Origin of the sequence: Pullulanibacillus pueri (assembly GCF_014639255.1) — a bacterium.
Lineage (GTDB): Bacteria > Bacillota > Bacilli > Bacillales > Sporolactobacillaceae > Pullulanibacillus > Pullulanibacillus pueri.
In genome coordinates, this window is sequence record NZ_BMFV01000002.1 from 125,574 (window position 1) to 139,412 (window position 13,839).

Genomic DNA, 13,839 nt, shown 5'->3' on the forward strand with positions numbered 1-13,839 from the left:
ACTCATCGACCTCCATTCCATTTTCGATATAGTGTACGGCCCCAGCAAATATTCAACTCATTCTAAGGAAAGATTAAGCTAGCTTTCATTGGGATACCGGGACTTCATCTAAATATTCCTCGAGGGTGATGCCTTTGGCTGCGATCTCTTGGGATGCCTTGGTTCCAACATAGCGAAGATGCCAGGGTTCGTATTGGTAACCTGTAATCGCTTCTTTCCCTTTCGGATAGCGAATAATAAACCCATAGTCATCTGCATGCTCTGCTAACCAATTAGCTTCTGGAGTCCCAGCAAAACAATCTTGAGCGGCACATTTTCCAGTACTACTCGATACATCAATCGCCAGACCGGTCTCATGTTCACTTGTGCCTGGAAACGCACTATACATCTTCGCCTTTTCTAAACCATCTTTTCTGACATAGGCTTCAAACAAGGCCTTTTGTGTTTGATAAGAGCGGTAGGCAGACACTCCCGCTATATATATTCCATCCTGTTTTGCCCCCTCTACTAAATGTTTTAATGCCTGAGCAGCCTCTTTTCTCATCATCCTTTTTTCAATTTTTTCATTAAAAATAAACGGCACGTCAGGATAGACGAGATCCTTGGGATCATACTCTTCAGGTAAAGCAAAATATTTATTAACAAGCACATCTGTACTTGTCGGATTAGAAACCACTGTGACGGAGTCCTTTTTCTTTTGTTGTGATGATTGCGAGTGACTTTTTGTTTCTGTTTGGTGCTGCTTATCCATTTCATGAGAATGAGAAGAAGCTTCGTTCATATTCTTATTGACTTCTTGCTGCTCTTGCATGGAATCATGAGAACATCCTGAGATGATGAATCCCAATAAAAGACTGGTAAACATGATGCTTCGGTAATGTTTCAAATGAGTGTCCTCCTTTATCTACTTCTTCAGCACAATGACATTTTATAACAAATCTTTCTGTATAAATAATGAGTGATAAAACATAATAATTGTAGTTTCCCCATAAATGAAGGATGTCAACATGAAAAAAGAGAATGAAAAAAATTTGTCCCATGATGATGGAACTTCTGTCACAGGAAAAGGGGGTCCAAAGGATAACCGTTTAACTGAGAATGAAGCATCTAATACTTTAACCACTCGTCAAGGACATCCCATAAAAAATAATCAAAGCACACGTACTGTAGGAAATCGGGGACCAGCAACCCTCGAAAATTATCAATTCATTGAAAAAGTCTCTCACTTTGATCGTGAGCGTATTCCCGAACGTGTCGTTCATGCTCGTGGTGCTGGTGCTCATGGCTATTTTGAGACTTACGGCAAAGTGGGGGATGAGCCTGTATCCAAATACACCCGCGCAAAGGTTTTTCAAGATGCGGGTAAGAAGACCCCCGTCTTTGTACGTTTTTCAACAGTAATGCATGGTAACCATTCACCAGAGACACTTAGGGATCCTCGTGGCTTCGCAGTAAAGTTCTATACTGAAGAAGGAAACTGGGATTTGGTTGGGAATAACCTTAAAGTCTTTTTTATTCGTGACGCCATCAAGTTCCCGGATTTTGTTCATGCATTTAAACCTGATCCTGTAACAAACATACAAGATAGTGAGCGTCAGTTTGACTTTCTTAGCAACACACCCGAAGCCCTTCACATGATAACACTGACCTGGTCACCTTGGGGCATCCCTGCCAATTATAGACAGATGCAAGGTTCGGGCGTAAATACTTATAAATGGGTCAATAAAGAGGGTAAAGCGGTACTTATCAAATATCATTGGGAACCTAAACAAGGCATTAAAAACCTGACCCAGAAAGAAGCCGATGAAATCCAGAAAGTAAATTTCAATCATGCAACCCAAGATTTATATGAGGCCATTGAACGCGGAGATTATCCTGAATGGGAACTATACGTGCAAATGATGAGTGATGACGAACATCCTGAACTCAACTTTGATCCACTAGATGACACAAAGATCTGGCCAAAAGAACAATTCCCTTGGTTGCCTGTAGGAAAAATGGTGCTTAATAAAAATCCTGAGAATTATTTTGCTGAGGTTGAACAAGCTGCCTTTGGAACGGGTGTGTTAGTTGACGGTCTGGATTTTTCAGATGATAAAATGCTTCAAGGACGTACGTTTTCCTACTCCGATACCCAGCGTTATCGTGTGGGGGCTAACTACTTGCAACTTCCCATTAATGCACCCAAAAAGCATGTAGCCACTAATCAACAAGGTGGGATGATGGAGTATGAGGTGGATACCTCGGGCCAAGAAAACCCTCACATCAATTACGAACCTTCGAACATTGGCGGTCTAAAGGAGTATGCTGATGACGATAAAGCATACACCCCTCATATTGAAGGGAACCTTGTTCGTGAAACCATTGATAGAGAAAATAATTACGAACAAGCGGGCAATGCTTATCGCGAGTTTGATGATGTCGAACGTGATGATTTAATTTCAAACCTCGTGAATGCTTTATCTCACTGTCGCAGTGACATTCAAGAAAAAATGATTGAGCATTTTACAAAATGTGATGAGGACTACGGACGCCGTGTTAAAGAAGGGCTTGAGAAACACAAAAACATGACATCAAAAGGTGACCAAGCAGTTAAGGAAGCTGAACAAAAGGGTCACAAAACTGATTCTTATTAAGACTAAAACTAAAAGAATGAGACAGAAGTCTTTCACTCAAAAAAAATCCGGACATTCATTCACTGAATGACGGATTTTTCTTAATCCTCAGCATAAGACGCATTGTCAAAGCACGGCCTCAGCTGTTTGGAGTAGTCCTTCAGTACTCTAAAGAAAAAGTTTTGAATACCAAAAGACACCGTCCTGATGAACCAGAAATTTTTTGTGAAAAAAAGTGCCGCAAAAGACCTAGTGGCCTTTTGCGACACTTCACTTTCTCTTACTTTATCAATCTATTACGCTTTTACAGCCATACCAAGCGCTTTAGCGACACGCTCGCCATAGTCATGGTCAGCTTTATAGAAATGCCCTATTTGGCGTTGTTGGATTTCTTCTGGCACTTGTTTTAAACCTCCAACAATGTTTTGAACGAGACGTTCTTTTTCATCCTCAGACATCAAGCGGTAAAGAGCCCCTGCTTGTGAATAGTGATCATCTGAATCATAAGGAACACTTGCAGCCACACCTGAAACTTCAAAGGGTGACGGGCTATTTGCTGGAGATTCTTTTGGACCACCAAAGCTATTAGGTTCATAGTTTACTGAGCCACCACCATTGCTGTCAAACCGCATGACGCCATCACGTTGGTAGTTATGAACTTCATTTTTTGCACGATTAATAGGAAGGAGTTGATAATTTCCAGTCAAACGATAACGATGGGCATCATTGTATGCAAACAAACGTCCTTGAAGCATTTTGTCAGGTGATGCTTCTATACCAGGTACAAAGTTACCCGGTGAGAACGCAGCTTGCTCTACTTCTGCAAAATAGTTTTCAGGATTCTTATTAAGTACCATCTTTCCTACTTCAATAAGTGGGTAATCAGCATGTGGCCAAACCTTTGTGACATCAAATGGATCAATATGATAAGAATAGGCTTCTGCTTCAGGCATGATTTGAACATAAAGTGTCCAAGATGGGAAGTCACCATCCTCAATAGCCGCATAAAGATCACGAGTATGGTAATCAGGATCAATACCTGCAATTTTAGCAGCTTCTTCTGAAGTCATGTTTTTAATCCCTTGATCAGTCTTAAAATGATACTTCACAAAAAAGACTTCGCCTTTAGCATTAACCCATTTAAAGGTATGGCTCCCATATCCGTTCATATTTCTCCAAGTCGCTGGAATACCACGGTCACCCATTAAGTAAGTCACTTGGTGTAAGGATTCAGGAGATAAAGACCAGAAATCCCAAACAGCTACTGGATCTTTAAGGTTCGTAGCTGGATTGCGCTTTTGTGTATGAATGAAGTCTGGGAATTTAATTGCATCTCTAATGAAGAAAATAGGTGTATTATTCCCTACGATGTCATAATTCCCTTCTTCAGTATAAAATTTAACAGCAAACCCACGTGGGTCGCGCTCAGTATCAGCGGACCCCTTTTCACCCGCTACCGTTGAGAAACGAATGAATAGCGGAGTGCGAAGACCACGATCTGATAAAAACTTCGCTTTAGTATATTGAGTCATGTCGTTAGTCACTTCAAAGTAACCGTGTGCACCAGAGCCTTTAGCGTGAACCACACGCTCAGGAATACGTTCACGGTTAAAGTGAGCAAGTTTTTCAACCAAATGGATATCTTGTAATAATGTAGGTCCTCTAGAACCAGCAGTCATTGAGTTTTGGTTGTCATGCACTGGAGTACCAGTAGCCGTTGTCAACTTCTTGTTTTCTACCATTATTACATCTCCTCCTTGAAATATTTTCCTTTTTAATAAAGGCTAATATATCATCAACATCCCTCATCCACCCAAACTATGTCACTTTATGGATAAGAGATTATTGATTTTGACAAGTCGGACATACCCCTTTTAAAATCACTTGATGTGACTTTACGGTATAACCTGTTTCTTTATCAATCTCTTCCAGCCATTCTCCGTTAATCTCAGTGAAAACCTCATCTACTCGGCCACAGATTTCACATTGGATATGCTGGTGTTCATCTATATTTCCATCGTAACGACTGGAGCCTTCGCCCAACTTCAGCTCATGAATGAGCCCAGCTTCCGTTAAATAATGAAGTGAATTATACACCGTACCATAGGCAAATCTAAAGCCATTTTCCTTAAGATTTTCGATAATCTCTGCAGCGGTAGGATGATTGTTTGACTCACAAATAACATCATAGATGGCCTTCCGTTGGGGTGTTAAGTTGACTTTACTGTCCAAGAATATTCCCCCTTGCCTATTATTTTAGACTTAGTCTAAATATAGGTCAATTAAGACGCTTTTTACTCCAAATGCATTCTAAAAGATACCCAAAGGGGCATCTATCGCAAACAAAAGAAGGGCCGCCTGAGTATGACCTCATGCATGCCCTTCGTTTCTTAATTAATCTCGTATCTTAGAAAGTACTGTATCAGCAGCAAACGCTTGTTCAAAATCCTTAATCAGGTCCTTGGGATCTTCTAAACCAACAGATAAACGCAAGAGACTATCGGATATGCCCCTTCTCTCACGCTCTTCCTTAGGCATGGCAGCATGCGACATCTTCGCAGGATAAGATAATATCGATTCGACAGCGCCTAGACTAACAGAAAAGACCGGAAGTTGAAGGTTCGCAGTTAAGTGACGAACAGCAGCTTCATCTTTTAATGCAAAGGATAACACCGCACCACCATTTTCTGCCTGGGAAAAATGGTGCTCATAGCCCGGATGAGTTTTGAGTCCTGGATAATAAACAGCCTCAACAGCAGGATGGGACTCAAGGTACTCTGCAATGATTTGGGCTGATTGGGCCGATTGCTTCATACGCACTTGTAAAGTTTTTATCCCTCTTAATACAAGCCAAGCATCCTGTACCCCAAGGATTGCGCCTAGTGCATTCTGTAAAAAGGCAAGTCGGTTGCCTAAAGCCTCACTGTTAACTACAGCTAAACCCGCAACAACATCACTATGACCGCCAATAAATTTTGTCGCACTATGCAGCACGATATCTGCCCCTAATTCAAGTGGCCGTTGCAGGGCTGGGGATAGGAAAGTATTATCCACAAATGTAAGAATCCCATGGGATTTTGCAATCTTGACAATCGCTTTAATGTCAGTAATCTTAAGTAGCGGATTTGACGGTGTTTCAATATAAATCACTTGAGTATTCGGTTGAACGGCTTTCTCAACTTCTTCCAGATTGGCTGTATCCACAAAAGTATGTTCAATACCCAATCGTGTTAAAACCTCGGTCACTACTCTATAAGTCCCACCATAAACATCCTCCGAAATGACAACATGGTCGCCTTGGGAAAGCAACATAAAAGCAGTAGAAATAGCTGCCATACCAGAAGCAAAGGCGAAGCCTCTACTCCCACCTTCAAGATCGGCGATAACTTCCTCTAATGCCTCACGCGTGGGATTGCCTGAACGGCTATAGTCATATTTTCCAAAGTGATCAAAATCTGCTTGATGAAATGTTGAGGCATGATGAATGGGAACACTTACCGCCCCCGTATGCCGATCATACTTGTGATTATTGTGTAGCAATCTCGTTTGAAATCCAAATGTTTCTTCACCCATCTTTAATGACCTCCTAAACCCAAGAGCGAGCGAGAATCCTAGTACGTGAATGTCCAAGCGCGAACTTTTCTAAAAAAGCCAATGAAAAAAATTTGCCGTATGCCCTGCCTTATGAGTCATGGGCCATTGAACAAGAAGTTCAACAAATGCAAAAAATACAGACCTTATGATCAAGTGGCCTGCATTCGTGATTGACTTTCTTATCTATCAAAGCACTCCGCTTTGCAGGATTTGGCACCTTACATTACCATGCAGGTTGCCGGGCGTCACTGGGCCAGTCCCTCAGCCTCTCTTGATAAGTTATACTTTTTAAATTTTTAATGATAGGTTAAAGTTAGCATTTTTCTGAATAAATGTCAACGGAGGGCAACACCCGCTATTCCCTTTTCTGTAAATCTCTATTTTCCTTTAGAGCAGAATTTATAATTAAAATCATGGTGGTAAGGAGTGTCTCAATCCTCCAATTCAGTGTCAACCCTGCTATAAAATGATCAACATCATGAACGATCAATAACATTAAAAGACCGTAAAAAAGGATGCCCGTCCCTCGGCCAATGGGGTTTGTGGCTTTTGTCTTTAAGAACAGTGGCTTTATATATCGCTTAATGAAAAGATTACTGATAAAAATGAAGCTAAAGCATAAAACGATAAACAAAAGAAGTGCTGAGGAGGAGGCATAAGGCACACTTGCAATTGTAAAGAAACCCATTAATCCGAAGAAAAGTCCACTAAAAAGTAAAAGGAGTAAAGAACTGATAATCAGTCCAATGCCAAAAATGATGACTAATTTATCACGAAATCTTAGATTAGCAAACTTTCCGTAATCTTGTCCCATGTCTATTATCTTTTTCCTTTCTCAAAATATAAGAATGTTATAAACTGACGCAGAAATTAAAGGGTGCCATCATCAGACCTTGAATGAGGCTATCTCAAACTATTCAATCATTTCGTGCGTTTTCCACCTTTTTAGTCTGTATCTTGGCGATTCTTTTAAGCTTTTAAGCAAGTAAAATTCTTATCTTTTTTTAGTTGTACCTGAGTTAGAACTCCTAAGCTCATCAATAAATAAAGAGGGTAGCCTTTACCTGATCCCTCATCCACTCTCCTTCTTTAGAAAGAGCTTATGGGGTCAAGCAAGCGTCTACCCTCATGCTTACTGCTTGGTGTTCTCTCCAATATCGTTTAACACGGTTTTTTCAATATGTTGGTCTAATCCCTCATAATCATAGTGCTTGATTGTTTGATAAAGTTCTTCCCTTGTTTGCATATCTTGGAGACACCCTTCTTGTGTATCCCTTTGAAAAATCTCAGTAAACACACGTTCATAAGCTTTGGCTGCGACCCGTAAGGACGTTACCGGATAGATGACCATCTGATAACCAAACGCTTCAAATTCTCGAGCCTTATAATAAGGAGTCTTACCAAACTCTGTCATATTAGCAAGCAATGGAGCCTTAACCTCGCGACGCACTTTTTTAAACTCCTCTTCGGTGATAAAAGCCTCCGGAAAGATGGCATCTGCCCCCGCCTCTACGTACTGATTGACACGTTCGATGGCGCGATCGACACCTTCAATAGCCTTGGCATCTGTCCGGGCAACCACTATTAAAGAAGGAGCGATTTCCTTTATTGTTCTAATTTTTTCCATCATCTCTTGGGCTGGAATAAGCTTTTTTCCGTTAAGATGACCACATTTTTTAGGAAGAGATTGATCTTCAATTTGTACGGCTGCCACCTTCGCCTCGACCATCTCTTTGGCAGCACGAGAGACATTTAATATCCCACCATACCCTGTATCAATATCCACTAGAAGGGGGAGATTGGCTGCTCGAACTAATTCACGCGCTTTCTCAGCCACTTCATTTGAATAAATCATCCCAAGATCAGGTAATCCTTGACTTGCTGTATAAGCAGCACCTGATAAATATAGCGCTTTAAAGCCTACTTTTTTAGCAATCAGTGCCGACATCCCATCATGGGCACCAGGTATTTTTAATATGTCCCTCTCCAACATCAATTGTTTAAATTGCTCAGCAAGTTGTTCTTGGGTTGACTCTTTTTCAACGATCCATGACATAACGTCGCGCCTCCTTTCAAGGGGTAGTGACAAGAGTCATGAAGGTATTCACATCAGTGGAAAGAAGCTCTTGTTTTGATTGGCATAAATTCAAAATTTGCTTAACTTGTTTATTTGGAAAACGCGTTTTTAAATTGGACTCAAATTTCTTAAGTAAAAGTGGAATGCCCTCTTCGCGTCGTCTGCGATGCCCAATGGGATACTCTACCGCCACTTGTTCGGTTTGTGTCCCATCTTTAAAAAAGACTTGAACAGCATTCGCGATGGAGCGTTTATTTTCATCTAGGTAGTCGACGGTGTACTGCGTGTTTTCTACCACTTCCATCTTATCCCGGAGTGCATCGATGAGTGGATTTTCAGCGGCTTCATCTTCATAATCATCGGCCGTTAAGCCTCCTTTAATTAAACCGACTGCCGTAATGTATTGAATACAGTGATCACGATCTGCCGGATTTTCTAGCGGTCCCGTCTTATCAATGATCCGAATAGCCGATTCATGGGTTGTAATTGTTATCTTATCTATATCCTCCCACCTTGAGGCAACTTGGGGATGAAGTTTAATGGCAGCCTCAAGAGCCGTCTGGGCATGAAATTCAGCCGGAAAAGAGATTTTAAAGAGGACATTCTCGATGACATAAGCATCCAGTTCCCGACCCAATGTGAGCGCATTGCCGCCAAATAAAACGTCCTGAAACCCCCATTTAGGTGCACTTAAAGCCGTCTTATAGCCCATTTCACCTTTTAACGTCATCAGGGCCAGTCGCACTGCCCGACTGGCCGCATCCCCTGCAGCCCAGGATTTTCTTGACCCTGTATTCGGTGCATGACGATAGGTGCGCAGACTTGAGTTATCAATCCAAGCCTGAGACACGGCATTAATGACTTCTTCTTTTGTGCCCCCTAACATGGCCGTAACGACAGCTGTTGAAGCGACTTTAACATACAACACATGGTCCAAACCTTGACGATTCAAACTATTTTCAAGCGCTAAAATCCCTTGAATCTCATGAGCCTTCACAATACTTTCCAATACCTTCTCCATTTTTAATGGAGCACGCCCTTCTGAGATGTTCTTTCTACTGATGTAATCTGCCACTGCCAGTATACTTGCTAAATTATCCGATGGATGTCCCCATTCTGCTGCAAGCCAGGTGTCATTATAATCAAGCCACCGAATCATACAGCCAATATTAAAGGCTGCTTGCACGGGATCAAGTTCAAACGCTGTTCCAGGGACACGCACACCATTAGGAACCACTGTCCCAGGAACAATGGGTCCAAGATGCTTAGCACACTCTGGATAACGCAACGCCAGAAAACCACACCCCAAGGTATCCATCAATACATACCTTGCCGTTTCTAGGGCTTCCTCACTTTTAATTTCATAATTGACAACATAGTCTGCAATTTTATCTAATAATTCATCTACCTTTGGTTGATCTGTGACTTCTACCATTTAAAATCAAGCCCTTTCTTTACAATAAGTACATAATTAAAGTGAATCACTTAACCGCACCGCGCGATCAAAAGCGAGAGTTTTAAACTCCCCCTTTCTTCTTGTTTAAAAAGATCGGTTTTCAGCGCCAAGAAGGTTGCATGAAGCTAGAAAATGAAGCGCGGAACGTAGAACCAACCTACGTGAGCACTAGAATTTTCGCTGAATTCAAGATTCGCTGCCGTCATCCTTCTCGAATAGCCGCGCGATCAAAAGCGAGAGTTTTAAACTCCCCCTTTCTCTTAAGGGTGGAGATGACGAGGACCCGTATAATTCACCCTCGGTCTAAACAAACGATTATGACTATGCTGCTCCATCACATGAGCCGCAAGCCCAACCGTTCTTGCCGCAAAAAAGACAGGGGTGAAAAGATCAATTGGAATCCCTAACATATAGTAAACAGGCGCTGCATAATAATCGAGATTGGGATAGAGGCCTTTCTCCTCTTTCATCACTTGTTCTCCAGCTTCACACATATCGTACAAAGTAAAATTGTCTTTCTCTTTTGCAAGTGATCGGAGTGCTTTTTTCATCAAAGTGGCTCTAGGATCCATTTTCTTCATATAAACTCTATGACCAAATCCCATGATTCTTTCTTTGTTTTGTAATTTATCGTAGATCAGTTTCTTAAACCCCTCAATTGTATCCGCTTCCAATAACATGCGCATCACCGCTTCATTCGCCCCGCCATGTAAATGACCTTTAAGAGAAGATACCGCACCTGTAAGTGCACCATAGATGTCAGCATGTGTGGAGGCAATGACTCGAGCAGCGAAAGTGGAATTGGGCATTTCGTGTTCACTATAAGCCACAAGAGATTGATCAAAGACGTCTACCTCTAACGCACTCGCCTCTCGCCCTGTCATCATATATAAAAAGTTGGCACTAAAAGACAATTCCGTTCTTGGATCAATAACATCTTCTTCATTTAAAAGATGATAACTGCTCGCCACAAGCGTTGGAATCTTGCCCAACAAACGCATCGCCTTTTCACGATTACCACTTTCTGTGCGGTCATCAATCGTGTGATCATACCCACTGAGTATAGAAATTCCCGTCCGAAGCGCATCCATAGGATGGGTCTCCTTCGGAAGCAAGCGTAAAATTTCCAGAATTTCATCTTGGAGCTGATATTCCTTCTGTAATATCCACTCTATTTCCTTTTTACGCTGGTTACTAGGGAGTTCACCTTCTAAAAGCAATCCCACTAAATCAAGGTATTGTCTTTTTTCCGCAAGTTCAATAAGATCATAACCTTTAATGACGATTTCTTCAGCCTCAACATCTAAATATGACACCTCTGTTTCAGCCGCTACAACGCCTTCAAGCCCCGGCTTATAAGATCCTTGTGCTTCCATATGTCTTCCTCCCTTTTAGATAGCGCTTACATAATAATTAAAACATGAATACAACTTTTTAAAAGACTATGTTAATTTTAGCACTTTTTATGGAAACTGAACAAGTGCTCAGTTCTTTTTTATCGTTTTCCGCTTAAGTACAGCCTGATGTTCAGGCATACCTTTCACACATTAAGGGTGTCGTCAAGCTTAATGGCGAAAGACTAATTTTCCATTATAGGGTCGGTCCTCCACTACAATAATTTCTGGCATTTTAGGAAAACGAACATCAGAAAGGTGTCTTGGTGACCGTTTTTCATAAAAATATTGAAAACGGGCATCAGAAGGGCCTCTTGGTGACCGTTTTTCATAAAAATATTGAAAACGGGCATCAGCGTGGCCTCTTGGTGACCGTTTTCTATAAGAATCTTGAAAACGGGCATCAGCGTGGCCTCTTGGTGACCGTTTTTCGTAAAAATATTGAAAACGGGCATCAGCGTGGCCTCTTGGTGACCGTTTTCTATAAGAATCTTGAAAACGGGCATCAGCGTGGCCTCTTGGTGACCGTTTTCTATAAGAATCTTGAAAACGGGCATCAGAAGGGCCTCTTGGTGACCGTTTTTCATAAAAATATTGAAAACGGGCATCAGCGTGGCCTCTTGGTGACCGTTTTCTATAAGAATCTTGAAAACGGGCATCAGAAGGGCCTCTTGGTGACCGTTTTTCGTAAGAATCTTGAAAACGGGCATCAGAAGGGTGTCTTGGTGACCGTTTTCTATAAGAATCTTGAAAACGGGCATCAGCAGCTAAGGCAAGTAGCATTAGCAACGAGCGTGACTTCTCGAGTAGACGTAGAAACAGGGGGCTTTTATTCATAAATACTTTGGAACACACATCATCCTTCCCAAGTTAGCTGAGGCCACTAAGGATGATCGGCTAAAAGCGTCACGTCCTGGTGACACCGCCGAAGCTAGCACCTCAACCACCCCAAAAAGTAAAGAACACTTTTCGGGGACCCCGATTACCACCCCAAAAAGTAAAGAATACTTTTTGGGGACCCCGATTACCACCCCAAAAAGTAAAGAACACTTTTCGGGGACCCCGACTACCACCCCAAAAAGCAAAAAGCGCTTTTTGGGGACCCCGATTGTGCGTCGAACACCGATTTTACCCACGTCAAAAATCGTAAAAAACACGATTTTTCTGCAAGGATTATTCTCTTAGTTGCTTTCCTTAGCCTGTGGGTTATAAGGAAAGCAAGCAACCTGGAGTGGAAATAAACAACAGCTACTCATAGGACTTCAACTTAAAAATTCGCTGATATTATAAAAAAAGGGGCCTTTCATAGTTAATATGAAAAGCCCTTTAGCTGAAACGAGATCATTTACTTCACTCGATCGTTAAATAGATATTGCTGGGCCAAAGAATTCAAAATGAATATTGTCTTCTTTAACGCCCCATGTTTGCAAAGCCTTATTTACAGTCTCCATAAAGGGAACTGGTCCACAAAAGTAAAAATCGGATTCTTTATCTTCTATTACGGAGTGTAACCAATCAAGATCAATATGACCTTCTTTATCATAAAGCTGCCTTTTTCGATCTTCCTCCGTTGGAGAATCATAAATGAAGAATGAACGCACATTGTTCTTTTCTTGTGTTAATTTCACGACATGCTCTCTCATAGCATGAATTTGGCTATTTTTAGCCGCCTGAATAAAGGTGACAGGGCGATGTGGATACTGCTCTGAAAGATGATTGAGCATGCTGATCATTGGTGTTAACCCAACACCACCAGCAATGAGTACAACAGGGATATCTTTATTGGTATCAAGAGTAAAATCACCTGCTGGTGCACTTAAAGGTAATAAGTCACCTTCATTTAAAAAGTCATGGAGGTAATTAGAAATAATCCCATCTGGCTTCACTTCTGTTCCGACTTCTTTCTTCACACTCATTCTATAATAGTCTTTATTTGGGCTATCGGACAAACTATATTGACGAATTTGCGTATATTCGGCACCAGGAATCGCGACTTTTACACTAATGTATTGACCGGGTTCGTAAGCAGCAATAGGTTTTCGGTCTTCTGCCTGTAAGTAGAAAGAGGTGATCACATCGCTTTCCTTCACTTTTTTCGCTACAACAAAATTGCGGAACCCTTTCCAACCCCCGGGTTGCTCTTCAGCCGCTTGATACATTTCTTTTTCTACATTAATAAATACATCTGCAATCACACCATAAGCTTCAGCCCATGCTTGAATAATAGGATCATCCGCTTGCAATCCAACAACTTGCTGAATCGCGAGCAATAAATTTTCACCGACTATAGGGTATTGTTCTGGTTTAATACCTAAACTTCTGTGCTTATGAGCAATTTGTTTCACGGCGGGCAAAATGTTCTCTAAATGATCGATATGCTTTGCCGCTTGATAAACAGCATTTGCTAACGCCGTTTGTTGACGGCCTTGCTTTTGGTTGGCATGATTAAATATATTTAAAAGCTCCGGATGGTTTTCAAAAAGAAGTTTGTAAAAACGTTTAGTAATCTCAACACCCTTGTCTTCTAAGACAGGAACAGTGGATTTAATCGTTTCAATGGTTTTAGAATCTAACACGTGTATCAACTCCCCAGTTATTTGCTTCACTTTATATTTTAAAAGGACCCCATTTCTATGAATGTGATATAAATCACATTTTCAGTGACTGTTATGTGACATTTTTCACAAACACTTCACTTTCAAG

General features: G+C 41.3%; 11 protein-coding genes and 1 riboswitch. Of the genes, 2 read left to right on the forward strand and 9 right to left on the reverse strand.

Translation table 11 applies throughout. The features are described from left to right. Positions 1-85 precede the first annotated feature (85 nt). Positions 86-886 (reverse strand): M15 family metallopeptidase, encoded by an 801-nt coding sequence (locus IEV91_RS02430; RefSeq protein WP_229745369.1) that lies wholly within the window; start codon positions 884-886, stop codon positions 86-88. Between the two features lie 121 nt (positions 887-1,007). On the opposite strand from IEV91_RS02430, the gene IEV91_RS02435 reads away from it, so the two are divergent. Next, entirely contained in the window at positions 1,008-2,636 is a 1,629-nt protein-coding gene (locus IEV91_RS02435) for a catalase (protein ID WP_373284388.1), read from the forward strand. Between the two features lie 275 nt (positions 2,637-2,911). Here the strand turns inward: IEV91_RS02435 and IEV91_RS02440 are convergent, their stop codons facing one another. The 7 genes from IEV91_RS02440 to mmgD form a co-directional block, all read right to left on the reverse strand. Beyond that, positions 2,912-4,357 carry a catalase gene (locus IEV91_RS02440; RefSeq protein WP_188495728.1) on the reverse strand — a complete coding sequence of 482 codons (1,446 nt, stop codon included), beginning with the start codon at positions 4,355-4,357 and terminating at the stop codon, positions 2,912-2,914. Positions 4,358-4,457: 100 nt separating this feature from the next. Next, positions 4,458-4,847, reverse strand: coding sequence for a Fur family transcriptional regulator (locus IEV91_RS02445; protein WP_188495729.1), 390 nt, complete (start codon positions 4,845-4,847; stop codon positions 4,458-4,460). A 162-nt stretch (positions 4,848-5,009) separates the two neighbouring features. Beyond that, a complete protein-coding gene (gene metC, locus IEV91_RS02450) occupies positions 5,010-6,188 on the reverse strand; it encodes a cystathionine beta-lyase (RefSeq protein ID WP_188495730.1) in 1,179 nt (392 codons plus the stop codon). A gap of 197 nt (positions 6,189-6,385) precedes the next feature. Then, positions 6,386-6,490, reverse strand: a riboswitch (SAM riboswitch). Positions 6,491-6,564: 74 nt separating this feature from the next. Then, positions 6,565-7,023 (reverse strand): YrvL family regulatory protein, encoded by a 459-nt coding sequence (locus IEV91_RS02455; RefSeq protein WP_188495731.1) that lies wholly within the window; start codon positions 7,021-7,023, stop codon positions 6,565-6,567. Positions 7,024-7,341: 318 nt separating this feature from the next. Then, positions 7,342-8,265: a methylisocitrate lyase gene (prpB, locus tag IEV91_RS02460; RefSeq protein ID WP_188495732.1), complete on the reverse strand. Its 924-nt coding sequence runs from the start codon at positions 8,263-8,265 to the stop codon at positions 7,342-7,344. A gap of 16 nt (positions 8,266-8,281) precedes the next feature. Then, the gene (locus IEV91_RS02465; RefSeq protein WP_188495733.1) at positions 8,282-9,721 is read right to left on the reverse strand and encodes a bifunctional 2-methylcitrate dehydratase/aconitate hydratase; all 1,440 of its coding nucleotides are present in this window, start codon (positions 9,719-9,721) and stop codon (positions 8,282-8,284) included. A 281-nt stretch (positions 9,722-10,002) separates the two neighbouring features. Continuing rightward, positions 10,003-11,118, reverse strand: coding sequence for a citrate synthase (gene mmgD / locus IEV91_RS02470; protein WP_188495735.1), 1,116 nt, complete (start codon positions 11,116-11,118; stop codon positions 10,003-10,005). Positions 11,119-11,402: 284 nt separating this feature from the next. On the opposite strand from mmgD, the gene IEV91_RS02475 reads away from it, so the two are divergent. Continuing rightward, on the forward strand, positions 11,403-11,975 hold the full coding sequence (locus tag IEV91_RS02475; protein WP_188495737.1) for a hypothetical protein: 573 nt from the start codon (positions 11,403-11,405) through the stop codon (positions 11,973-11,975). 522 nt (positions 11,976-12,497) lie between these two features. On the opposite strand, the gene hmpA is transcribed toward IEV91_RS02475, so the two are convergent. Next, a complete protein-coding gene (gene hmpA / locus IEV91_RS02480) occupies positions 12,498-13,712 on the reverse strand; it encodes an NO-inducible flavohemoprotein (RefSeq protein ID WP_188495739.1) in 1,215 nt (404 codons plus the stop codon). Between the last annotated feature and the right edge of the window lie 127 nt (positions 13,713-13,839).